This window comes from Acinetobacter guillouiae CIP 63.46, assembly GCF_000368145.1.
GTDB lineage: Bacteria > Pseudomonadota > Gammaproteobacteria > Pseudomonadales > Moraxellaceae > Acinetobacter > Acinetobacter guillouiae.
In genome coordinates this window covers 223,566-245,884 of record NZ_KB849286.1, presented here as the reverse complement: position 1 = coordinate 245,884, position 22,319 = coordinate 223,566, and the positions used below count along the sequence as shown (strand labels likewise).

The 22,319-nt window shown below is 38.4% G+C and carries 17 protein-coding genes; 14 read left to right on the top strand and 3 right to left on the bottom strand.

The features are described 5' to 3' along the window. Positions 1 to 48 precede the first annotated feature (48 nt). From phnW to F981_RS19655, 3 genes are all read left to right on the top strand, one after another. Positions 49 to 1,182, top strand: coding sequence for a 2-aminoethylphosphonate--pyruvate transaminase (phnW, locus tag F981_RS19670; protein WP_004724808.1), 1,134 nt, complete (start codon positions 49 to 51; stop codon positions 1,180 to 1,182). Between the two features lie 193 nt (positions 1,183 to 1,375). Continuing rightward, entirely contained in the window at positions 1,376 to 2,191 is an 816-nt protein-coding gene (gene phnX, locus F981_RS19665; RefSeq protein ID WP_004724806.1) for a phosphonoacetaldehyde hydrolase, read from the top strand. 1,101 nt (positions 2,192 to 3,292) lie between these two features. Beyond that, positions 3,293 to 4,261 (top strand): esterase/lipase family protein, encoded by a 969-nt coding sequence (locus tag F981_RS19655; RefSeq protein ID WP_004724802.1) that lies wholly within the window; start codon positions 3,293 to 3,295, stop codon positions 4,259 to 4,261. Positions 4,262 to 4,537: 276 nt separating this feature from the next. Here F981_RS19655 and F981_RS19650 read toward each other — a convergent pair whose 3' ends face one another. Then, a complete protein-coding gene (locus F981_RS19650; RefSeq protein WP_004724799.1) occupies positions 4,538 to 6,721 on the bottom strand; it encodes a solute carrier family 23 protein in 2,184 nt (727 codons plus the stop codon). A 985-nt stretch (positions 6,722 to 7,706) separates the two neighbouring features. On the opposite strand from F981_RS19650, the gene F981_RS19645 reads away from it, so the two are divergent. The 8 genes from F981_RS19645 to F981_RS19610 all read left to right on the top strand — a co-directional run bounded on the left by F981_RS19645 (position 7,707) and on the right by F981_RS19610 (position 15,670). Further along, the gene (locus F981_RS19645; protein ID WP_004724797.1) at positions 7,707 to 9,050 is read left to right on the top strand and encodes a putative bifunctional diguanylate cyclase/phosphodiesterase; all 1,344 of its coding nucleotides are present in this window, start codon (positions 7,707 to 7,709) and stop codon (positions 9,048 to 9,050) included. Positions 9,051 to 9,270: 220 nt separating this feature from the next. Then, on the top strand, positions 9,271 to 10,257 hold the full coding sequence (locus tag F981_RS19640) for a quinone oxidoreductase family protein (protein WP_004724794.1): 987 nt from the start codon (positions 9,271 to 9,273) through the stop codon (positions 10,255 to 10,257). Between the two features lie 11 nt (positions 10,258 to 10,268). Next, a complete protein-coding gene (locus F981_RS19635) occupies positions 10,269 to 11,117 on the top strand; it encodes a TauD/TfdA dioxygenase family protein (RefSeq protein ID WP_004724792.1) in 849 nt (282 codons plus the stop codon). A 58-nt stretch (positions 11,118 to 11,175) separates the two neighbouring features. Next, complete coding sequence (locus tag F981_RS19630) at positions 11,176 to 12,228, top strand: beta-keto acid cleavage family enzyme (protein ID WP_004724790.1); 1,053 nt, start codon at positions 11,176 to 11,178, stop codon at positions 12,226 to 12,228. A 116-nt stretch (positions 12,229 to 12,344) separates the two neighbouring features. Continuing rightward, a complete protein-coding gene (locus F981_RS19625; RefSeq protein WP_004724788.1) occupies positions 12,345 to 13,688 on the top strand; it encodes an MFS transporter in 1,344 nt (447 codons plus the stop codon). Beyond that, the gene (locus F981_RS19620) at positions 13,688 to 14,341 is read left to right on the top strand and encodes a DsbA family oxidoreductase (RefSeq protein WP_004724786.1); all 654 of its coding nucleotides are present in this window, start codon (positions 13,688 to 13,690) and stop codon (positions 14,339 to 14,341) included. Before F981_RS19625 ends, F981_RS19620 begins: the two co-directional genes overlap by 1 nt. Further along, the gene (locus F981_RS19615; protein WP_004724784.1) at positions 14,338 to 14,667 is read left to right on the top strand and encodes a Rieske (2Fe-2S) protein; all 330 of its coding nucleotides are present in this window, start codon (positions 14,338 to 14,340) and stop codon (positions 14,665 to 14,667) included. Before F981_RS19620 ends, F981_RS19615 begins: the two co-directional genes overlap by 4 nt. Next, on the top strand, positions 14,660 to 15,670 hold the full coding sequence (locus tag F981_RS19610; RefSeq protein ID WP_004724782.1) for a YeiH family protein: 1,011 nt from the start codon (positions 14,660 to 14,662) through the stop codon (positions 15,668 to 15,670). The genes F981_RS19615 and F981_RS19610 overlap by 8 nt, the downstream gene beginning before the upstream one ends. A 131-nt stretch (positions 15,671 to 15,801) precedes the next feature. Here F981_RS19610 and F981_RS19605 read toward each other — a convergent pair whose 3' ends face one another. Then, positions 15,802 to 16,833 carry an AraC family transcriptional regulator gene (locus tag F981_RS19605; RefSeq protein WP_016539696.1) on the bottom strand — a complete coding sequence of 344 codons (1,032 nt, stop codon included), beginning with the start codon at positions 16,831 to 16,833 and terminating at the stop codon, positions 15,802 to 15,804. Between the two features lie 394 nt (positions 16,834 to 17,227). Then, a complete protein-coding gene (locus F981_RS19600; RefSeq protein ID WP_004724778.1) occupies positions 17,228 to 18,325 on the bottom strand; it encodes an OmpW/AlkL family protein in 1,098 nt (365 codons plus the stop codon). Positions 18,326 to 18,667: 342 nt separating this feature from the next. Here F981_RS19600 and F981_RS19595 point away from each other — a divergent pair, with 342 nt between their 5' ends. From F981_RS19595 to F981_RS19585, 3 genes are all read left to right on the top strand, one after another. Next, positions 18,668 to 19,258, top strand: coding sequence for an RBBP9/YdeN family alpha/beta hydrolase (locus F981_RS19595; protein WP_004724777.1), 591 nt, complete (start codon positions 18,668 to 18,670; stop codon positions 19,256 to 19,258). 196 nt (positions 19,259 to 19,454) lie between these two features. Next, positions 19,455 to 21,290, top strand: coding sequence for a DUF1302 domain-containing protein (locus tag F981_RS19590; protein WP_004724774.1), 1,836 nt, complete (start codon positions 19,455 to 19,457; stop codon positions 21,288 to 21,290). Positions 21,291 to 21,821: 531 nt separating this feature from the next. After that, complete coding sequence (locus F981_RS19585; RefSeq protein ID WP_004724773.1) at positions 21,822 to 22,157, top strand: hypothetical protein; 336 nt, start codon at positions 21,822 to 21,824, stop codon at positions 22,155 to 22,157. Positions 22,158 to 22,319: the final 162 nt, after the last annotated feature.

Below are 22,319 nucleotides of genomic sequence, written 5' to 3'. Positions count from 1 at the left end.
AAACCAGATTTGTTTATACTGTATGAAATTGAACAAAGGTTAGGCGAAATGAACGCACAAATTGAACTTGCAAACACAATTGAAAACGATGTTGAAAATAAATACTTATTGTTGACACCGGGACCATTGTCTACCTCGAAAAGTGTGCGTCGTGTGATGCAACGTGATTGGTGTACTTGGGACAAAGAATATAACGCATTGGTTCAGGAGATCCGCAGTCGTTTGGTGGCGTTGGCAACTGCAAAACCTGAACAATATAGTGCTGTGTTGATGCAAGGCAGTGGGAGTTTCTCTGTAGAAGCAGTGTTAGGTTCAGCGATTCCAAAGGATGGTAAAATTTTAATTATCAATAACGGGGCATATGGTGCACGCATGGTGCAAATGGCTCGATGTTTAAAAATTGACGTGGTGGAATTACGCTACCCTGAAATGCAAATCCCTCAACTGGCTCATATCGAAAAAGCACTTGAAGATGACAGCATCACTCATGTGTCATGTGTGTATTGCGAAACCACCACAGGTTTATTAAATCCAATTCAAGCGATTGGACGCATTGTCAAAGCCAAAAACAAAGTGTGGATTGTCGATGCGATGAGTTCTTTTGGTGGTGTGCCAATGGACATTGCAGAGCTCGAAATTGATTTCTTGATTTCAAGTGCCAATAAATGCATCCAAGGCGTACCTGGCTTTGGTTTTATTTTGGCAAAACGTGAGCAATTACAAGCATGCAAAGGTTTGGCTTGTTCAGTCAGTTTAGACCTATATGACCAATGGAACACCATGGAACAGCATAATGGTAAATGGCGTTTTACTTCACCCACTCATGTGGTGCGTGCTTTTTATCAAGCACTTTTAGAATTAGAACAAGAAGGTGGAGTAACCGCTCGTTATCAGCGTTATTTCAATAATCAACAACGTTTAGCCGCAGGTATGCAAGCGCTTGGTTTTGAAATGGTCTTAGATCAAGACGCACCACAATCTCCAATTATCACTACATTTTTATATCCAAATGAAGTCGATTTTAGCTTTCAAGCCTTGTATGAAAATCTGAAACAAGCAGGGTTTGTGATCTATCCCGGCAAAGTCACCGACTTAAATTGCTTCCGTATCGGCAATATTGGAGAGATTTATTTGGATGATATTGAACGACTTTTAACAGCGATTGAGCACTATCGAATTTGATTGGAATTCACAGCTCCTTTTCTTGCGCCATTTATGGCTCAGGGCGGAGGTTAGGATGGGGAGATTATAAATCCTCTCCCTAGCTCTCTCCTTTGAAAGGAGCGGGCGCTGCCATTAGAAATTAAATATTAAGCAAAACTCAACTTACGCAAGATAGCTATTTTTAACTTTGAGAAATGAATAGGACAAACTTATGAACACTTCAACTTCAGCATTACAAGCCGTGGTTTTTGACTGGGCTGGTACAACAGTAGATTTTGGTTCACGCGCACCAATTTTGGCATTTATGGCTTTATTTGCAGATAATAAAGTTGAAATTTCAATTGAAGAAGCACGTGCGCCAATGGGTTTGGAAAAACGCGATCACATTGCGGCAGTTTTGAAAATGCCACGTGTTGCAGCTGCGTGGAAGCAGGCACATGGTGCTGAAGTGACTGTGGTGGATATTGACCGTTTATATCAGGACTTTATTCCATACCAATTGAAAAGTATCCCAAGCTGCTCAAAATTGATTCCGGGGGCATTAGAGGCTTTTGCTGATATTCGTGCCCGCGGTGCAAAAATTGGCAGTAATACTGGTTATGCTTCGATGATGATTGGTCAATTGGTGCAAGATGCAGCTGATCAAGGTTATGTGCCTGACTGTACTATTACAGCCAGTGATGTGAAACATGGCCGTCCTTATCCTGAAATGTTGTGGAAAAACCTAATTGAACTTGATGTGTTAGATATTAAAACTGTGGTGAAAGTGGATGACACAGTGGTCGGCATCGAAGAAGGTTTAAACGCTGGTTGTTGGACTGTGGGCTTGGCCGTCAGTGGGAATGAAGTGGGGCTAAGCATCGAAGAGTGGTCTGCACTTTCAGCGTCTGAACAACTAGGTTTAAAAGAAAAAGCATACGCAAAAATGAATGCTTCAGGAGCACATTATGTAATTGATAGTATTGCTGATTTACCTGCAGTATTGGATGCGATTGAACAGCGTTTAGCAAATGGTGAAAAGCCTTAACAGATGATGAATACCAGTCTTTATGACTGGTATCTTTTAGAGCAGAAATATAATTTTTTTTGTTAATTTCCTCATGCTGCATGAAAATGATGAATCCATGAGAAATTGTTTAATTAACTTGAGTGTTTGCTTGGTTGTTTGTGGTAGACCAAGCTATGAGTTAAATCGATTTTATAAGGAAGCGAGTACGGTTTTCCAAAATTATTCTTATAAAACTTATGTTGCCTAATAGCTTCCATTCAATGTTTTGCAATTTAAGTTACCCCCCTTTCATGAGGGACGAAGGGAGGTTTTATACAGTTACATCAATCAACTTCGCACCCAGTGATTGACTGCAATTCGTCAAAGCTTAAACCGTCTACATTTTCAATGACTTTCACACCTTCCTCAGCCCCACCAATAAATAATAATGACTATTCGCATGTATCTCTTTAGGTGGTATTTAGCCAGCGGTACGATTTTCTTGGCTTCACACAGCATCTCTAAAGTCGTATCTCAGCTTTTTCAGCAAAATGAACTGATCAGTTACTTTTTGTTCGGCTCATATCCTAAACAACAAAGCCGCCAACAGCTGCTTAATAAAATTCAGAAATATTTTAAATATTATCAATGGGCTTCTTTAAATTTAAAACAACTACAAAACCTCTTTCTTTTGGGTGAAGAGGCTAGCGATCTAATTAGACAAGTAAGCGACTTACAATACTTACACAGTCAAGCGAATAAACGTGATAGATCATGAAAATCTTTCAGCTACTGAGCAAGCTCAAAACTGGAAAAATAATTCAATACACTTTTAGAAAGACCGAAAAGAAGAAATTCAGCAACAGTCAAAACTAAAAGATATGAGGACACTGCGTGATTTAGTCAAACAAATGCAGTCACTTCATTTATGCAATCAACCAGAATAAATATGCCTGTAGAACTTTGTATATGTCTATGACTAAGGAGGATAAATAGGATTGAGTAAATAAGGCTTTTAGATGACAGCTTTATTTATGAGGAGTACTATGCAAAAAAACAAAAAATGCATGGTTATAGAGGATTTATAACGTGAATGATGCTGATTTCTAAAGAAAAGAAATCAACATAGCAGGGAAATATATGAAACAGACTTTACTCACCGCTAGTATTGTGGCTTTGGCCACATTGGCTATGCCAGTTTTTGCTTCTGGTTTACAGAGCGTTAGCAGCAACTATGTGGCTTCTGATTATGTAAAAACCAAATATCCAGTTGTATTTAACCATGGGATGTTTGGTTTTACTCGACTCGGTCCGACAGCTTTTGGGATGGACTATTTTTATCAGGTTCTTCCTGATTTGGCACGGAATGGTGCGACGGTTTATGCGACACAGGTTTCTCCACTAGAATCCACCGAAGTTCGTGGCGAGCAGTTGCTACAACAAGTAGATGAAGTTTTGGCACTCTCAGGAAAGTCAAAAGTTAATCTAATTGGTCATAGTCATGGTGGACCGACCATTCGTTATATTGAAGCAATTGCACCTGAGAAAGTCGCTTCACTCACTGCTGTTGCTGGAACGTTTAAAGGGTCCAAAGTGGGAGATGATATGTTGGATAATCCTGCTGAGAAATTTTTATTTACCGTCTTAGGACAATATATCGTTGCTCCAGTGGAGTTACTTCTACAAGGTAATCCTGATTTGCCGATTAGTCTGGATCGCTCATTGAAATCATTAAGTGAAAAGGGTTCTGCAGAATTCAATGCAAGGTTCCCAACTGCAGCAATCCCATCTGATTGTGGGAATGGTCAGAAGATTACCAGTAATGGGGTTTATCATTACTCGTGGACAGGTAAAGCTCAAGCAACCAATCTACTTGATGTCATTGACGTTGCCATTTCCACCATGGCACCAAGATCTTATAAAAATAATGACAATGATGGTTTAGTTAACCGTTGCAATGCACATTTCGGACAGGTGATTCGAGACGACTATAATCAAACTCACCTAGATGAAATTAATCAGATTTTGGGCTTGAAAGCATGGTTTGGACCTGATCCTGTGTCACTTTATCGTCAACAGGTTAATCGGCTAAAACTTGAAGGCTTATAAGGGTATATTATAAGAAATAGACTCTAAGCGCATCATAAGGGAGTCTGAATATTCAGGCTTCTTTTGTTTTGTTTAGAACACAATGATTGGCTTTAGGTTTAATCTTTACTAAAAATTTAGATTCTTTCATCTATGAATAGAAAGCTGATAGAGATCCATAACAGATCCTTACTAGCGGGGAAGATGATATCCATGTCGATCACTACACTTGTCTTTAAGACCAGCTTTATTCTGATATCCTTATACAGATCATAACGAGATCATACTGGTATCGATTTATAGAAAATCCACCTTTCCTGTTTTTACATCATAAATACCACCTGCAATGCCAATTTCACCTTCTTCGACCATCTTTTTCAGTACTGGGCTATTTCTTAAGATATAGGCAATATTATTTTGTACATTTGCGATGGTCACCGCCTGAATGAAATTACTGGTGAGTTGGTAATCGGTCATTTCTTTATGCACATTTTCTGCCGCCTGCATAATCGGTTTAAGAAAATATTGTACATGTGGGGTTTCGCTGAGTTGAGTAATATCCTTTTTTTGTTCATACATCTGACAAGCTGCTGTCACTGCACCACAATCTGTATGACCCAATACTAAAATTAATTTGGAACCCTTACTCTTACAGGCGAATTCTAGAGAGCCTAATACTTTTTCGCCCGCTATATTTCCAGCGATCCGTAAACTAAATAAGTCACCAATACCGACATCAAAAATCCGTTCTGTTGGTGCACGTGAATCCATACAGCCTAGAACGGCGGCAAATGGATGCTGTCCAGATTGTGCAGTGACTTGAATTTGACGAGCAATATTATGATAAATCCGTTCATGGTTAACGAACCGCTGATTGCCTTCTTTGAGTAGCTGAAACACTTGTGCAGGCGTAAGTTGTCGTTGAATTTCCTGAGTACTGACATCAATATCCAGTTCTTCTTCTTTAATTTCAGGATAATGTATTTTAAAGCCAATTAGTTTTACATCGATGCCATTTTCTGCAGCTGTTTCATCCCTAAAATCTTTAATCACTTGATATACATCCGGATCAATATAATAGGTATTCGACGCATCGATCACTACAGTATCGCCACTGACTATTTTCTCTAAGGCAGAAACTAATGCGGAACGATTTAAAAAGCTAATATTGGGTGCCAGTTCAATACGGGTAATATTTCCATGCAAATGTGCTTCATGGATGATACGAACACCACGGAATAAATTATTTTTTAATACAATGATAAAACTAATCAACAGCCCTAACAAAATACCGATAAGTAGATCCGTCGCGATAATTGCAACAACCGTTACAATGAAGGGTAGAAATTGCTTCCATCCTTGACCATAGATCCGTTTAAAAAGTGAAGGGCTGGCTAATTTTACGCCAGTTAAAATTAAAATGGCGGCAAGGGAAGATAATGGAACAACATTGATTAATGGTGTCAGAAATAAAACCGCAATAATCAATAAAATACCGTGAAAAATTGCAGAGAATTTGGTCTTTGCACCACTTGCTGCATTGACTGAACTTCGGACAATCACTGAGGTAATCGGCATACCTCCAATTAAACCAGACATGGTATTTCCGATACCTTGAGCCACCAACTCTTTGTTTGGCGGAGAGGCACGCTTTTGCGGATCCATTTTGTCCGCAGCTTCTAGATTTAATAGTGTTTCAAGCGAGGCGACGATCGCCAGCGTAATGGCACCTGTATAAATTATAGGATTATTCCATTGAGTGAAGTCAGGGAAACTGATAATTGATTCAACACCTGAAAAAATATTGGGAAGATTGACTAGATGTTCAGTGCCGACTGCGAGGCTGGAATTGGTACTGATAAAAAAATAGTTTAAGAGTCCCGCAAAAATGACCGCAATAAGTGCAGAGGGTACAACCATTTTTTTTAAAGGTGTTTTATCCCACAATAAAATAATGAATATACTTGAGATACCAATGATTGCCGCACCATAATCAAGATGCTGTAATAGGCCTGTCCCTTCGGACCAACGTTGTTGAAGAATTTCGGTTTTAATCCCAAAGAGCAGAGGAAGTTGATTGATAATCAAGATTAATCCGATGGCAACAAGAAGCCCCATAATCACATTGGTTGGGATAAAATTTGAATAGGTCCCCAACCGAAATAACCCGAAAAATAATTGGATGAGGCCGGCTAAAACTAAACAAAATAAAAAAGCTTGGTAGTTGCCTTCAAGCTTATCTAGCTGTGTTAAAACAATAGCGGTAAGCCCAGCAGCGGGACCTGACACACTGATATGAGAACCACTCAAATAACCGATAACGATTCCACCAATGACACCCGCAATAATACCGGAAATCAAGGGTGCACCTGAGGCACTGGCTATACCTAAACAGAGCGGTAGAGCAACTAAAAAAACAACTAAACCTGAGAGCAAATCATTTGTATAAAACTTTCTTCTGGGAACCAATTCCTGTTGCATAAATATTCTCGGCAAATTTATAAGTTTGATATGCATTTGGATACAGCCTATTTCATGCTGTACACAAACTTGCCTAAGTTAGATGAGAATGCGTCCGTAAACTTTAATAAAGACCAAATGACAACAGATTATGAAAGAAACTCTATATCAGCTTTACAAATGATAAATTTTTCTGAATATTAAAGAAATTCTTAAATATTTGTTCGAACAATTTGGTTAAATTATAAGTATTTTAATACGTTAATTTTAATTTGATTTTTAGGTTTTTGGCTAAAAAGTGCTGATGAAGTCTGTATAACTTATGGCTTGAGCAATAAGGAATGGTGATGTATTTGTTTTTTAATAGGTAAGTTTTACTTTCGAGCCGTGAGATCCTTTTCCAAAAAATTATTCAGATGTAAAACTTTTATTGTTTTTATATTGGGTTTTGTAGGGTTTATGAAATATTTTAGAAAATATGTTTTTTCACGTGAATTTGGTTGTTTATTTGAGTGGGTAAAATGAGTATTGCGGTGTTTTAACTACACAATGCTTGCGGAGATATTTACTATATCTACTCATCTGTTGGTGCTATATCATGTGAAAAAACATGTTATATTTCATTTGTATCTGAAATGGATTTTCAACTAAAACGGTCTGTTGAGTACAACTCGTTTAGTAGGAGGCAGGAGCTGATACAATTTCATTAAAAAATACTTTTTATCTTCACGACTATTTTTAATATTATTCGCAACATTGATTTTGAAAACTTTTGCGCTATAAATGTCAAAAAATATAAATGGATGGATTACTAGATGGATAATTATTTAAGGGACTAAATTGAAGACGACATTCGTTTTTTAAAAGCTAATCAAGCATATTAACAAGTCAGATATTTATAAATTATAAGTATTTTTAATAGCTTAGTGTTTATTGATGTGATTCTGAAATTGTGTATAAAACAATGCGGATACTTGATCAATAAATATTTGTAATGGGGGTATTTATGGTCGTTTTATCCTATTTAAAAAACCAAAATAAACATTTCAACGCCATAAAAAACCAACAAATAACGATTGCAGCTAAAGCAAACATTGTTATCTGTATCGCATTTTGCCTATTTTGGACAATATATTTTAGCTTTGCTGAGATGTGGTTCATTGTTTGTATTGATATTTTTTTTACAGCAATGTCTATCTTCAGTTTATTTTTGATTTATATACAGCGGATTTCAGCGGGCATATTGGTTTCACAAATTGTCCTCTTTGTTTTTCCTGTGGTTTTTTGCTTAATATTTGATGTGGCTACAATAGATCACCCCAGAGTTGCGCATTTATTTCTTCCAGCAGGAGCTATATTGGGATATTTGAATTATCGAAGAGATCCCAATGCGTTACAACTGATTTTAATTATCTTATCCATTGCCGCTTTTATCTTTTTTAGCGGGAGTGCGTTTACTTTAGATGGAGCAATACCTTTAGCTGAAAGCATTCGAGCTTATGGTGGTTGGATTGCAATATCCGTTGCCACTTTAATGATTTGTATCTCAATTTTTGTGATGCAATTGGAGTTGCAAATTGAAAACAAGTTGGTGCAGGATCTACGTTTAGCGCTTTCAAAACAACAGTTTGAGCTCTTTTATCAACCTCAAGTAAATTCTTCTGAAAAAATTATAGGCGCTGAAATTTTGTTACGTTGGTGTCACCCGACACTTGGCTATATCCCTGCGAAAGATTTTATTCCTGTAGCGGAAACTTTGGAGTTAATGCCTAAAATTGGAGATTGGATACTGATTCAGGCAAGTAAAGTATTACAAGACTGGCGTAAAAATGAATCTACAAAAGATCTTACACTTTCAGTCAATATAAGTGCTGATCATTTCATGCAAGAGAATTTTGAGCAAATCGTTACTTCCATGGTGCAGAAAAATGCAGTGTTTCCATCCCAACTTATATTAGAAATAACTGAAAGGGTTGCGTTAAATAATATTGAAAGTGTTATAGAAAAAATGGGTTTTCTACATAAAAATGGCATTCAGCTTTCTTTAGATGATTTTGGTACTGGCTATTCATCATTAAGCTATTTGCAGAAAATGCCGATTAGCCAAATCAAAATTGATCAGAGTTTTGTGCAAGCGGCTTTAGAAGATGAGCGGTGTAATAAATTGGTATATGGGATTGTTAAAATTGGCCTTGATTTAAACCTGCGTGTTTTAGCAGAGGGGATTGAGACCATTGAGCACTTTAATCGCTTTCAAGAAAATGGTTGTACTGAATTTCAAGGCTACCTATGGGGATGTCCTATGCCTTTAACTGATTTTATGAAAAAAGTAGCTGAGGAAAACCATTAAAGTTTAGATAAAAAATCCACTCAAGATAAACTATAAAAATTATTCAAATCCCTAAAATAACTCAAAACAGTGCCTTACTAAACTAGCTTACAATTTTAACCACAAGCGTGTCGTAAAATGCTAAGTCAGTGTCGTCTTATGTAAAGTGAGCTGCATCTGCTGTGTTGTAGTTTTAATCATGATTTTTAAATATTGATAAAAATACGGCATGGATAGGGAAATGGCATTGAATAAAGCAATACGGTTTTATGAAACAGGAACACCAGATGTTCTGCAATATGAAGACATCGATGTTGGTGAACCAGCAGCAGGGCAAGTGCGTCTGCGTCATGTGGCAGTTGGATTAAATTATGCTGACACTTATTTTCGTGACGGCACATATAAGATTCCACTGCCAAACGGGATGGGCGTAGAAGCGTCTGGTGTAGTCGAAGCCGTAGGTGAGGGTGTAGCTCACATTCAATTGGGTGATCGAGTCACTTATACCGGTTTTTTAAATACGTTAGGTGCTTATAGCACTGCACGTTTAATCTCAGCTGATGTATTAATCAAACTACCTGAAGAAATTTCTTGTGAAACAGCCGCAGCAATGACCATGCGGGGTTTAACCTCTGCTTATTTAATGCGTCGTATTTATGACTTTAAAAAAGGGGACACCATTTTATTACATGCTGCCGCTGGTGGTGTGGGCTTGATTGTTTCTCAATGGGCAAAGTTACTCGGTTTAACTGTGATTGGTACAACCTCTTCAGAAGAAAAAGCACAAATTGCCCGTGCACATGGCTGTGACCACGTCATTAATTATAGTTATGAAAATGTTGCAGAACGAGTACGAGAATTAACCGATGGGGTCGGTGTGAATGTGGTCTTTGATAGTGTCGGTAAAGATACTTTTATGGCATCGCTTGATTCATTAAAACGCCGTGGTTTATTGGTTTGTGTGGGGACTGCTTCTGGTGCAATTCCAGAATTTAACCCCGTCTTGTTGGCAATGAAAGGCTCTCTATATATGACTCGTCCAGCACTGGCAGATTTCATTGCTGATCCTATAGAAAAACAAGAACTTGCCAATGAACTATTTGACCACGTCCGACATGGATGCATCAAAATTGAAATCAATCAACGCTATGAACTCAAGGATGCAGTTCAAGCTCACCGTGATCTAGAAGCACGTAAAACCACAGGATCATCAATTTTTGTCATTTGAAGGGATATCTTATGCAAGTTGAACAATTAAGTTGCAATATCGGTGCAGAATTGTTGGGGGTCAATCTGGCAGATGCCATTGACGATGATGGGCTATTTACTGAAATTCGTCAGAATTTATTAAAGCATCGGGTTTTATTTTTAAGAGATCAAAACCTAAGCCGAGCAGAACATGTGGCATTTGCTGAGCGCTTTGGACAACTAGAAAGTCATCCTGCTGTCGGAAGTCATCCAGAGCATCCTGGACTGGTACAAATTTATAAAAGCCCAGAGAGTCCAATTGATCGTTATGAAAATGCTTGGCATAGCGATGCAAGCTGGCGCAAAGTTCCGCCAATGGGTTGTGTACTACGTTGTATTGAATGTCCGACAGTGGGTGGAGATACCATGTGGACCAATATGGTGATGGCCTATGAAAATTTACCCATAGAAATCAAAACAAAAATTGCAAATTTACGCGCCTATCACAGTATTGAAGCCAGTTTTGGCGCAATGATGCCGATTGAAAAGCGTTTGGCATTAAAAGAACAGTTCCCCGATGCAGAACATCCTGTGGTACGTACGCATCCTGAAACGGGTGAGAAGATTCTTTATGTCAACGCATTTACCACTCATTTTAGTAATTACCATACCAAAGAACACGTCCGTTTTGGACAAGATGCCAACCCTGGTGCAACCGATTTACTGCGTTATTTAATTACCCAAGCCTATATTCCTGAGTACCAAGTTCGTTGGAGTTGGAAGCCGAATAGTATCGCAATTTGGGACAACCGCAGTACACAACATTATGCCGTAATGGACTATCCACCATGTCATCGAAAAATGGAACGGGCAGGCATTATTGGTGATGCAACTTACTAAGCTGAGCAGTTAACGATTTTATCCAAACCCTAATTTTAAAATACATATGGAGATGTTTATGCAATTCTTTGATGACTCATTGCACCCTGAAAACATGGACAAAGTGGTGATTACGGTAGCGCCTTATGGGCCTGAATGGATGCCTGAGGATTTTCCTGAAGATATTCCGGTGACCATGCAAGAACAAATTCAAAAAGCGGTAGAGTGCTATGAAGCAGGTGCTTCAGTCCTCCATTTGCACGTTCGAGAGCTGGATGGGAAAGGTTCGAAACGTCTGTCTAAGTTTAATGAACTCATTGCAGGTGTGCGTGAAGCGGTGCCTGATATGATCATTCAAGTGGGTGGATCAATTTCTTTTGCCCCAGAAAGTGAAGGTGAAGCTGCAATTTGGTTAAGCGATGATACGCGTCATATGTTGGCCGAATTAATGCCAAAACCAGACCAAGTAACCGTGGCGATCAATACCACTCAAATGAATATTATGGAGTTGCTCTATCCTGAATATTTAGAAGGCACTTCTTTGGCACATCCAGCAATTCAGGCAGCATATGCAGAAATGACAGTACCCGCAGGTCCAGCTTGGGTTGCAGAGCATTTAAAGCGTTTAACTGAAAATGGCATTCAACCGCATTTCCAATTAACTGGGATGCATGGTTTAGAAACGCTGGAACGTATGGTGCGTAAAGGGCTGTATAAAGGTCCGTTGAATCTAACCTGGATTGGAATTGGTGGTGGATTTGATGGGCCAAATCCTTTTAACTTCTTTAACTTTATTCATCGCGTACCTGATGGTTGTACTTTAACTTCAGAGTCTTTACTTAAAAATGTTTTGCCGTTTAACACCATGTCAATGGCGATGGGCTTACATGCACGCGTCGGAAATGAAGACACCATTATTGATCATCAAGGTCAGCGTTTTTCTTCAGTACAGCAGATTCAACAGACCGTGCGTATTGCCCATGAATTAGGTCGTGAAGTTGCATCAGGTAAAGAAGCACGTGAAATTTATCGTATTGGCGTGCAATACGACACGATTGAAGAAACTTTGTTGGAAAATGGTATGGCGCCCAATCGTAAAGCAGGTCAAAAGGGTGTTCCACAGCGTAAATAATGATTTGAGCCAAAAGGATTTTTGATTCAAACAGTGAGAAAAAGATGATTACGTTACTGTGAAGTCGCGTAGTCATCAAAAATGAATGAGAAATTATAAAAACACAAGGAGAACGTATGGATGCGCATCAATATTCAAGTCCTGCGGACGGTGTAGATACTTCGGTTGGCATTCCACGTAAATATGCATGGTTGGTTTTTGCACTGACATTTGGTTTGTTGATTTCTGACTATATGTCACGGCAAGTCTTAAATGCAGTATTCCCACTGATCAAAAGTGAATGGGCTTTGACAGACAGCCAACTTGGATTATTAAGTGGAATTGTGGCCTTGATGGTGGGTTTATTAACCTTACCTTTGTCGATCTTGGCAGATCGTTTTGGCAAAGTAAAAAGCTTAACTTTGATGGCCGTGTTATGGAGTATGGCAACCTTAGGCTGTGCAATTGCTGAAAGTTATCAACATATGTTTATTGCCCGATTTATGGTGGGTGTTGGCGAAGCTGCCTATGGCAGTGTCGGGATTGCTGTTGTTGTATCGGTTTTTCCTCGTGATATGCGTGCAACTTTAGCAAGTGCTTTTATGGCAGGTGGTGTGTTTGGCTCATTCTTAGGCATGGCTTTAGGCGGTGTAATGGCTGAACATTTTGGCTGGCGTTGGGCATTTGGTGGAATGGCAGTCTTTGGGCTGATTCTGGCATTTTTATATCCTATTGTGGTTAAAGAAAACAAGATAGGAACCGTTCAAGGCAAAATTAAGACCCAACAGAAACAGGAGAAGTCGAGAAGTCCTTTACGATCAATTTATTCAAGTCGGTCTGTGATCGCCACTTATATTGGCAGTGGCTTGCAATTGTTTGTGGGTGGCACGGTCATCGTTTGGCTTCCCAGTTATCTCAATCGATATTACGGATTGGGGACAGATAAAGCGGGGCTGGTCGCGGCAATGGTTGTACTCAGTAGTGCAGTTGGCACGATTTTATGTGGGATGTTATGTGATCGTTTAGGACGAGATCGACCAGACCGAAAAGTCAGTTTAGCGATTGCATTTTGTTTGATCGGTTGTGTGTTGTTATCCATTGCTTTTGCCATGTCTGTCGGAAATGCTCAATTGATCATGATTTGTATTGGGATGTTTATCGCATTGGGTACCAATGGACCATCCAGCGCAATGGTTGCCAACCTAACACATCATTCTGTACATAGCACAGCATTTGCAACATTAACTTTGGCAAATAATTTTCTCGGCTTGGCTTTAGGACCTTTAGTAATTGGAAAGCTATCTGACGTGATTGGTTTACACCATGCTTTTCAATTGATGCCTCTGATGAGCATTGTGGCTGCTGCCGTATTCTTCTATGCAAAACGCCATTATGGCCATGATATTAAAAAATTTAATGCACAAGCAGCACGACAAGGTCAAACAGTACAAGCACAGTCATGCAATATGGGTAATCAGTAATGACGCGTAAAATGAATATTGAAGTTTTTTTTGATTTTATCTGTCCTTGGTGTTTGATTGGAAAACGTCATTTACAGACTGCGATTCAAAAATTAAAACAAAGTGATCCAGATGTTGTGGTCAATATCCAGTGGCGTGGTGTACAGCTTTTACCCCATATTCCACTGGTGGGTGTTCCTTTTGATGCCTTTTATTTACAACGACTAGGCAGTTCAACAGCCGTTCGAATGCGTCAAACTCAAGTTCGTCAAGCCGCGAAAGCGGTCAATGTCGATATTGATTTTGATCGGATTCGTCGTATGCCAAACACAGCTATGGCACATCATTTTTTTGCAAATATTTCAAAAGTATATCATTCAGATCAAAGTGAGCGATTTTTAGATGCGCTATTCACAGCCTATTTTCATCATTCGGAAAATATAGGCGAGTTAGCAACATTGCAGAAAATAGCCATGTATTGCGGTTTTGCGGATGAGGTGGTTGAAGGTATTTTAGCAAAACCATTCGTTCCTTTTATCTCAGCAGATACAGGGGGTAAAGGGGTACCATATTTTGTTTTTGATGGAAGTTTTGCAATGGCAGGAGCGCAACCTGCAAGTGCACTTTATCAAGCAATGCTGGAAACGCTTCAAACACAAGGACAAATGGTATGAGCTTGCGTTTTCAAGTTCCTCAAGAAAAAATCCCAACTTTAGGCAATCGATCCTTTTTGATGATCGGTGACCGATCTCTAATTTTATTTAATATTGCTGAACAATTTTATGCGATTAATGACAGTTGCCCGCATCAGGGTGCCTCATTACTCAATGGGAAATTAGAAGGCAAGGTAATTCAATGTTGTGCACATGGTTTACGTTTTGACTTGTCAAATGGTTATTTACTCAATTCAACACAGCTACAAGTTCAATCATACCCAGTAGAAGTGATTGGAGAAAATGTTTTTATTGGTTTGGATTGTGGAGTAGCACTAGATGAGTAAATTAGATTCTATGGCTTGGCAGCCACGGCTAAGTGCGCTTATGCCCGGATTTATTGTTAGTACTGTGGTTGCCGCTGCGGCCTGCTTTTTATCTGAGCATTATGGTGCACCAGTAATGTTATTCGCTTTATTGCTCGGGATGGGTGTGAACTTTCTTGCAACAGAAGGAAAGTGTAAAGCGGGTATCGAATTTACTGCGCGAGAAGTACTGCGTTTTGGGATCGCCTTACTCGGAATGCGCATTACCCTTGAGCAAATGACTGCGCTAGGTTGGCAGCCCATTGTTTTGGTCATTTCATTGGTCGTCATTACCATTCTTGCTTCAGTCATCGCAGCAAAAGTGCTCGGGTTTAATAAATTTTTCGGTATGCTGACTGGTGGCGCGACAGCGATCTGTGGAGCTTCCGCAGCATTGGCCTTGTCTGCAGCTTTACCCAGTCATCCACAAAAAGAAAAAGCAACCTTATTCACCGTCATTGGAGTATCGGCACTTTCAACTTTAGCAATGATTGTTTATCCCATGATTGCGCAATGGTTGGAATTGACACCACAACATGCAGGGATTTTTTTAGGTGCAACCATCCATGATGTCGCCCAAGTGGTGGGGGCAGGTTATAGTATGTCTACAGAAACTGGCGATACTGCAACAGTGGTGAAATTGATGCGAGTTGCCATGCTTTTACCTGTGATCATCTGTGCAGCCATGATTACCCGTATGCAAGGCGTACCCTCTACGGGCAAAAGACCGCCATTATTGCCTTGGTTTGCAGTAGGATTTTTAATTCTTGCCTGTATAAATAGTACTGGATGGGTACCTACAGTTGTTCAAACAGGAATGAATGAATTATCTCGTTGGTGTCTGATTATTTCGATTAGTGCGCTAGGAATGAAAACACAATTAAAAGAGTTAGCAACGGTGGGTATTAAACCGATCCTGCTGATGATTGGAGAAAGCGTTTTTCTGGTATTGTTGGTACTCAGCCTGATGCATTGGTTATTTTAGTCGAGCTTTGATTTAACAAAAGTTTTGCAAGGTACAAGGTTAAAGTTGATTTCCGCAAAACTTTTGTTTTAAGTGGTTTTTCTTATTATTGTTTTGATGTTAATACCAAGTTAGTCGTACCTTACTTGAATTTATAGCGCATTTTCATCAATGATCTCAGCCTTATTATGGGTACGCCAAGCATTGGGTGTTATACCAAATTGACCGATAAACCATCGCGTAAAAGAGCTCGGCATAGAGTAACCGAGAATATCTGAAACTTGTGCCAGTGAATAGTTGATATTTTTTAAATAGCGAAATACCAAATTTCTGCGGACATCATTCATTAATTCACTAAAATTTGTATGTGCAGCTTCTAGACGCCGTTGCAGCGTTCTGACATTGACTTCATGGGTCTGCGCGACTTGATCAATTGTGGCACGTCCCATCGGTAAAAGCAGATAGATACTTTTACGGATATCAAAAATAAGTGATGACTCATTGTCTTTTTGTAAGATGTCAATATCGAGATAGCGTTGTGCATGGTTTGCCATTGCTGTATTTGCTTGAGGATTGATTTTATCAAGTTCTGATGATGAGCAGACAATACCATTAAACTCGCTACCAAATTCAAATGAGCTTCCAAAGACACGTTGATGCACTGTTAAGTCTTTTGGTGAATCGTGGGTAAAATGAATACTTAATGGGTGCCATTTTTGAGCTAATAATGCAGCACAAAAACGATGGGTAATCCCCAAAGCCAATTCAATCGCTTGACGACTATACTTTGCTGAAGCAGAAATCACTTCTACCCGAATAATCACGGTTTTTCCAACTTCTTCTATATATATTTCCAGTGCGTTATTGATGATATTTCGGTATCTTACAATTGTTTTTAAGGCATCACGTAACGTCTGCTGATAGCTTAATAATAGGCTTAGCTCACCAAAATCAGCAATTTGACGTTGTTCGGCCATATGTAGACCAAACACTTCACAACCACTGATTTGAGCAGATTGCTCTAATAGTGTCATGACTTTATCGACGGAAATACGTTGTTTTGAATCATTTAATTGAGCAGAATAAATTCCAGCATCAGATAATAAATGGTATGGATTAAGGTCTAATTGTCGGCTTACATCCAGATAATTCTTGAGTACCGCTGTATGTGCAAGAGGAACCAATTTACACTCTCCTTGTCTTTTCATTAACCGTCCTGGTCAATACATCACTGTTTGAAGACTTTACCAATACGCATTTATAAAAAGTTTTTGCGTATGTGTAATCTCACAATTTTATCAAAATTTTTTAAAAAGTATCTCAATTCATTACACATTGAGACGATAGAAATAGATTAGCAAATTTGCTCAGCAAAGAGGAGTGTTTTAAAAGGACTGCACTTTATTAAGTAAAGAACAGCCTTTTAAAACGTATTAATGTGCGACACAACTTAGGGATATTGCTTACACATTAATTTTTTAGATGGGTCATTGCGACTCATATCGTATTGTAGATATTCAGTACACAATATCGTTAAAATTAAATTAATGGTTATAAGACCAATTTCAATCCATTTAATTAAAAACGATAGCCTACCCCAAGGTATGTGACCAAAGGATCTAAATCAATTTTTGTCGTGGACTTGATCAATTGGGTACCTGTCGATGTATCTGTGACAGTCACAGTTGCTACATTATTAAAGTTTGGCATATAACTTAAAGATCCAGTGGTAAACCAACGATCGGTTAAATCAAAGGTAAATCCTGCTGTGAGTACTGGTGCAAAGGCATCACTGGTTTTAACTTTAACTTTTGGTGTCGCTGTTGAACTGCCTTGACCACCGTGCAATGCTTCACCCGCTCGATCATTGAGGATATTATCAATCATATAACCTGCTTGAATAAGGTCTTGTTCTACACCGCCATTGAGCTTTAACTTATTAAAATGACCATATACAACACCCGCGCCAACAAAAGGTCGGAACTTATCTTGTCCTGAAGCGCCAAAATGATATTTAACTGTTGCTGCAGGCGTCCATGCAGTTACTTCTGCAACTTTGCCATGTGCATCAAGATCGGTAATTAAGGTATCTTTTAGCAGTTTTAAACCATTTAAATAGGTCGGTGGTGTGCCTTTTCCGGGAGTATTGGCAGTGGAAAGTGCCGAAGCTCTAATTTCTCCTACGCCATCAATATCAATTTTTGGTGGGATACCACCGACTAATTCAAGAGATACATGATCATTTACAAAGTAGCTTAGAGTTAAACCCAATATATCGGTATCCGCGACTTCCATTCCACCTTGAGCGGTATAATCAGAAATACCTGTGATATCCGATCTGGCTCCGGTGGTCAGACTTGCTGGAACTTTATAATTGGGGTCTGCTTTACCATTTTTGATAAAAGTATTTAATAAAAGCCCACCCATTCCCTTAATTTCAGATGCATTGGTTTCGTAGTTGGCAATATCACTTCCCCATAATGATGATCCAACGCCATAGCTGCCACCTTCTACAACACTGGTTGTTACATGTGTTGAATTGGCTTTGCCTTGAGGCATGACATGCATCCAGCCTGCACTGACAGCCCAGCGTTTAGAGGTTGTAGAATCCGCATAACATAAATGAGTTGTTAATAGACATGCCAATGGCACAGCTATTCTACAAATTTGATTCATTTTAATTTCCTTGTAGTTCACTTTTTTGGGGTTTCAGCGGATCCTTTCTGAAACACGACCCCATTATTAAAGTTGGCATTGGTTAAAGCAATCTCACTCATTTCATTAATAATATTCAGATTTTTAATGAATAAATAAGTGAATTTTAAAATAAAACAATTAAATCAATCTCTTATAATTTTATAACCCCATGCTCGAATGCTTTATTGGAGCAGTCATTTGTCATCAAATGAAAAGCAGTTGTCATCAAATGTACATCACCAAGATCAACTAAACCGTATTGTGAATAAGCAATTTATAGAATTCATCTTCATTCATTTGGCGAAAACTTAAGGTAGATCAATGGAAAAAATCCAGACAAAGGCAACCGTTTTAATTATCCCAGGTTTACGTGACCATGTTGCTGAACATTGGCAAACCTTATTAGAGCAAAGGCTGGTCAAGGTACGATCCGTCCCCCCGTTGGAAACAGACAAGCTCAACTGCATAAAAAGAGTTAAAGCGATCCAAGCACAACTTGAAGAAATTGATGGTGCTGTGATTTTAGTTGCACATAGTGCAGGGGTATTAATGACCGTTCACTGGGCAGCTCTGTATCAACACAATATTCAAGGGGCTTTGTTGGTGACACCACCCGATTTATCGGCCAAATGGCCTGAAAACTATCCAAGTTCTGCAATGCTAAAACAGCAAGGATGGGATCCTTTACCTAACAAGATTTTGCCTTTTCCGAGCATTGTTGTTGCAAGTACCAACGATCATTTAGCCAGTTACCAGGCCGTTAGGACTATGGCAAAAACATGGGGCAGTCAATTGGTGAGTTTAGGTGAAGTGGGGCATCTTAATCCTGCTGCTGGATATGGGTATTGGGCACAAGCTGAACAATTTATTCAACAATTAGACCAAGTGGATGATTCGATATGTATCGCTTAGTGCTTAGACTTTATATAGCGGAATTTATTGAGAAGTGACTTGGTTCAATTTACACGCCGTTTTAAGACAGCATTGCTCATTGGTTAGCAGTATAGGTAACAGATTAAACAATTAAAAAATCATGCATATTTCAAAATAGTCAATATGGCTATTTATGGAGTTAAATCGAATTAAATCATATCGATATGGAGATCGAATGATGCAAAATGTGATATGTGGCAATAACGCGAAACGCACGATTATTTTCACTCAAAAGCTGGGTGTCTGTTTAGTGCTGTGCTTAAGTATTTCAAAAGTGTCTGCAACAAGTGTTGAGATCAATGAGGATTGGAAATTTGAAACCAGTACGATGCTCAGTCTAGGTGCAAATTGGAGTACTCAAGATGCTTCAAATCAGTTGGTGTATAAACCTGATGCAAATCATATCGGAAAGGACGGTTTAAGCGTTGACGTGAATGGCGACGACGGGCATGTGAACTTCAGTCAAAACGATAATATTTCCCAAATTATAAAAGGTTTGACTGAGTTTCGTTTAAAAGGACAACAACAGGGTGCAGTAATCAGCACTAAATATTGGTATGACCATGCTTATGAAACAGGTCGTGGAGATTTAAAAGCCTTTGATGATTCTACTTGGCCTAGATTAGCCAAATTTAAGGGCATTAATCTTTGGGATGCCTATATCTGGAAAAATTTTGCTTTAGAAAATGATCAAAATGCCAATCTAAAATTAGGTAAACATACTTTAAATTGGGGGAAATCACAGTTTTTCCAAAATGGTATAAATTCAGTCAGTGCCTTGGATTATGCTGCAATTAATCGGCCGGGAGGAGAGGCAAAAGAGCGAATAATTCCTGTCGAAATGTTTTCATTTGAGGCTGGAATAACGCCAAATCTTAAACTGGACGGTTTTTATCAGTTTAAGTTTAGACCTTCTGTTGTGGATGGCTGTGGGACGTTTTTTGCAATTTCGGACTTTGTTCCAGAAAATTGTGGCCCCATTATTTTGACCGTTACACCAGGAGATAAATTATCTGAAAGTGCTTTAGATGCACAGACTTATATTCCACGTGCAGAAAGTCGATATGCCAAGAATAGTGGGCAATATGGTTTTGCTTTAAAGCAAACTTTACCTCGTTGGAATAATGCTGAACTTGGCGCATATTTTGCGAACTATCACAGTCGCAATGCTAATTTTGATGGTACAGCGGTAACTGCATCAGGGTCTGCATATTTTAATACTGCTCGATTTTTTTCAATTTATCCAGAAAATATTAAAATGTATGGATTAAGCCTAGCAGCAAAAGTGGGGACAACAGCTGTTTTTAGCGAATTAACGCATAAACCCAATCAACCCTTGCAATTAAATGGAACAGATATCGTCTATGCTCAAGTTTTAGACAAAGATACGCCCCTTACACCACCTGGAGTTGCGGCTGAATTTGGACAATATTTACAAGGGTATGTAAGAACGCCTGTAACCCAATTTTCACTGGGTGCAAGTGATCGTTTAAATAATATATTGGGTGCAAATGCATTGAATTGGGCGGCAGAGTTTGCAGTTAATCATATTGCAGATATTGGTAATCATCGTTTTGGACGGGTCGGTGCATTTGGACGGAGTGAGCTTTCATCTGGTGCTTATAATCCTGAAACAGGTGAATATAAATGTACGCCTTATGGCACCGCACATCTTGCAAATGATGTGATTGATCGTATGAATGAGCGCTTTTGTAATCGGGATGGTTTTTTTACGCAATGGTCATATGGCTATCGTTTACGAGGAACTTTAAATTATCAAGATATTTTACCTGCGACCGTCATCACACCAAGTGTAATCTTTCGCCATGATATAGCAGGATTTAGCCAAAATTTTCAAGAAGGTCAAATGAGTATTGCAGCCACTATTTCAGTGAATTATCAGCAAAAGTATACAGCTGAACTTGCGTATACCAATTTTTTTGGTTCGAATGATTTTAGTACACTCGATGACCGAGATTTTGCTTCGTTGGTATTAAAAGCTAATTTTTAACATTGAGAAATTGGATGCCATGTTTATTGGAAGGTTTGGCATCCAACATTAAGCGCATCTTTTTAATAATAAATATTTAATTCATTTATACAGAAAATGCTTATACAGCTTTGGCAAAAACTGAATTTTCTGATGTTTATGGTATTTAATTATTCAATCTGATCAATATTGATGTTATTGGAGCTGCTAAGGAGATTGACGGGCATAGGCTTTATTATCACTATAAATATGACCTGTTAAATTGATCAAAAATTGCATTTGTTATTTGGTGATGAATTACATGAAATATGCATTAAATTATAATAATAAGAACACTATTACAAGTTTGTTTCTAAAAGATAATATAAATTTAAATATTTGTTTTTAGGTAATATTTTTAATAAATTATGTATTTAATTGTAATTAAAATAAGTGTAAAAGTTTGCAAAACATGGTGAGTAATGATAAAAAATGTGCATTATCTGAATAGCTTAATGGGTTCCTACAGATATATTGAAGAATAGAAATATGAATGTTGGATATAAATAAATAATGAAAATTTATGAAATGGTGTTTCATAAAGGTATAGATGAAAGCACTCATTTTTTTTATAGTGAAAATACCTATGCTTCACGTCAGCATTTTATCGAATTAATACGTTTAGATATTGACGCTGAATTGAGTAATTTTAAGATGACATGTCTAAGTGATGATCAATATGATTTAAAAGCATTGTTTGAAGAAGTTCATAAAGAAAGCCATTTGCATGTAGATAAAATGGAAGCTGAATTTATTCGTGATGCAATCGCTACATTTGACCAATGCATTTGTTTAAGAGTTAAAGAGCGAGATGTTCTTAAACCGAGTGGAAACACCTTTCATATTTAGTCGTCATCCAAATTGTATACAGAGATTCACGATTTTCGGTCGGCATGTTAAAGTGTCATAACGTATCCCATTCTTCACCCCAGAACGAATGGGATTTTTTTATTTTTGATGAATGGATAAAATAACCGCTAAGTGTTAACTTTTATTGATTAAATCATATTT

Coding starts and splice junctions, on each gene's coding strand:
- F981_RS19650 (WP_004724799.1), bottom strand. CDS start 6,721: ATGCAACAGGAATTGGTTCCCAGAAGAAAGTTTTATACAAATGATTTG.
- F981_RS19600 (WP_004724778.1), bottom strand. CDS start 18,325: ATGAATCAAATTTGTAGAATAGCTGTGCCATTGGCATGTCTATTAACA.
- F981_RS19640 (WP_004724794.1), top strand. CDS start 9,271: ATGGCATTGAATAAAGCAATACGGTTTTATGAAACAGGAACACCAGAT.
- F981_RS19630 (WP_004724790.1), top strand. CDS start 11,176: ATGCAATTCTTTGATGACTCATTGCACCCTGAAAACATGGACAAAGTG.
- F981_RS19610 (WP_004724782.1), top strand. CDS start 14,660: ATGAGTAAATTAGATTCTATGGCTTGGCAGCCACGGCTAAGTGCGCTT.
- F981_RS19655 (WP_004724802.1), top strand. CDS start 3,293: ATGAAACAGACTTTACTCACCGCTAGTATTGTGGCTTTGGCCACATTG.
- F981_RS19585 (WP_004724773.1), top strand. CDS start 21,822: ATGAAAATTTATGAAATGGTGTTTCATAAAGGTATAGATGAAAGCACT.
- F981_RS19590 (WP_004724774.1), top strand. CDS start 19,455: ATGATGCAAAATGTGATATGTGGCAATAACGCGAAACGCACGATTATT.
- phnX (WP_004724806.1), top strand. CDS start 1,376: ATGAACACTTCAACTTCAGCATTACAAGCCGTGGTTTTTGACTGGGCT.
- F981_RS19625 (WP_004724788.1), top strand. CDS start 12,345: ATGGATGCGCATCAATATTCAAGTCCTGCGGACGGTGTAGATACTTCG.
- F981_RS19595 (WP_004724777.1), top strand. CDS start 18,668: ATGGAAAAAATCCAGACAAAGGCAACCGTTTTAATTATCCCAGGTTTA.
- F981_RS19620 (WP_004724786.1), top strand. CDS start 13,688: ATGACGCGTAAAATGAATATTGAAGTTTTTTTTGATTTTATCTGTCCT.
- F981_RS19615 (WP_004724784.1), top strand. CDS start 14,338: ATGAGCTTGCGTTTTCAAGTTCCTCAAGAAAAAATCCCAACTTTAGGC.
- F981_RS19635 (WP_004724792.1), top strand. CDS start 10,269: ATGCAAGTTGAACAATTAAGTTGCAATATCGGTGCAGAATTGTTGGGG.
- phnW (WP_004724808.1), top strand. CDS start 49: ATGAACGCACAAATTGAACTTGCAAACACAATTGAAAACGATGTTGAA.
- F981_RS19645 (WP_004724797.1), top strand. CDS start 7,707: ATGGTCGTTTTATCCTATTTAAAAAACCAAAATAAACATTTCAACGCC.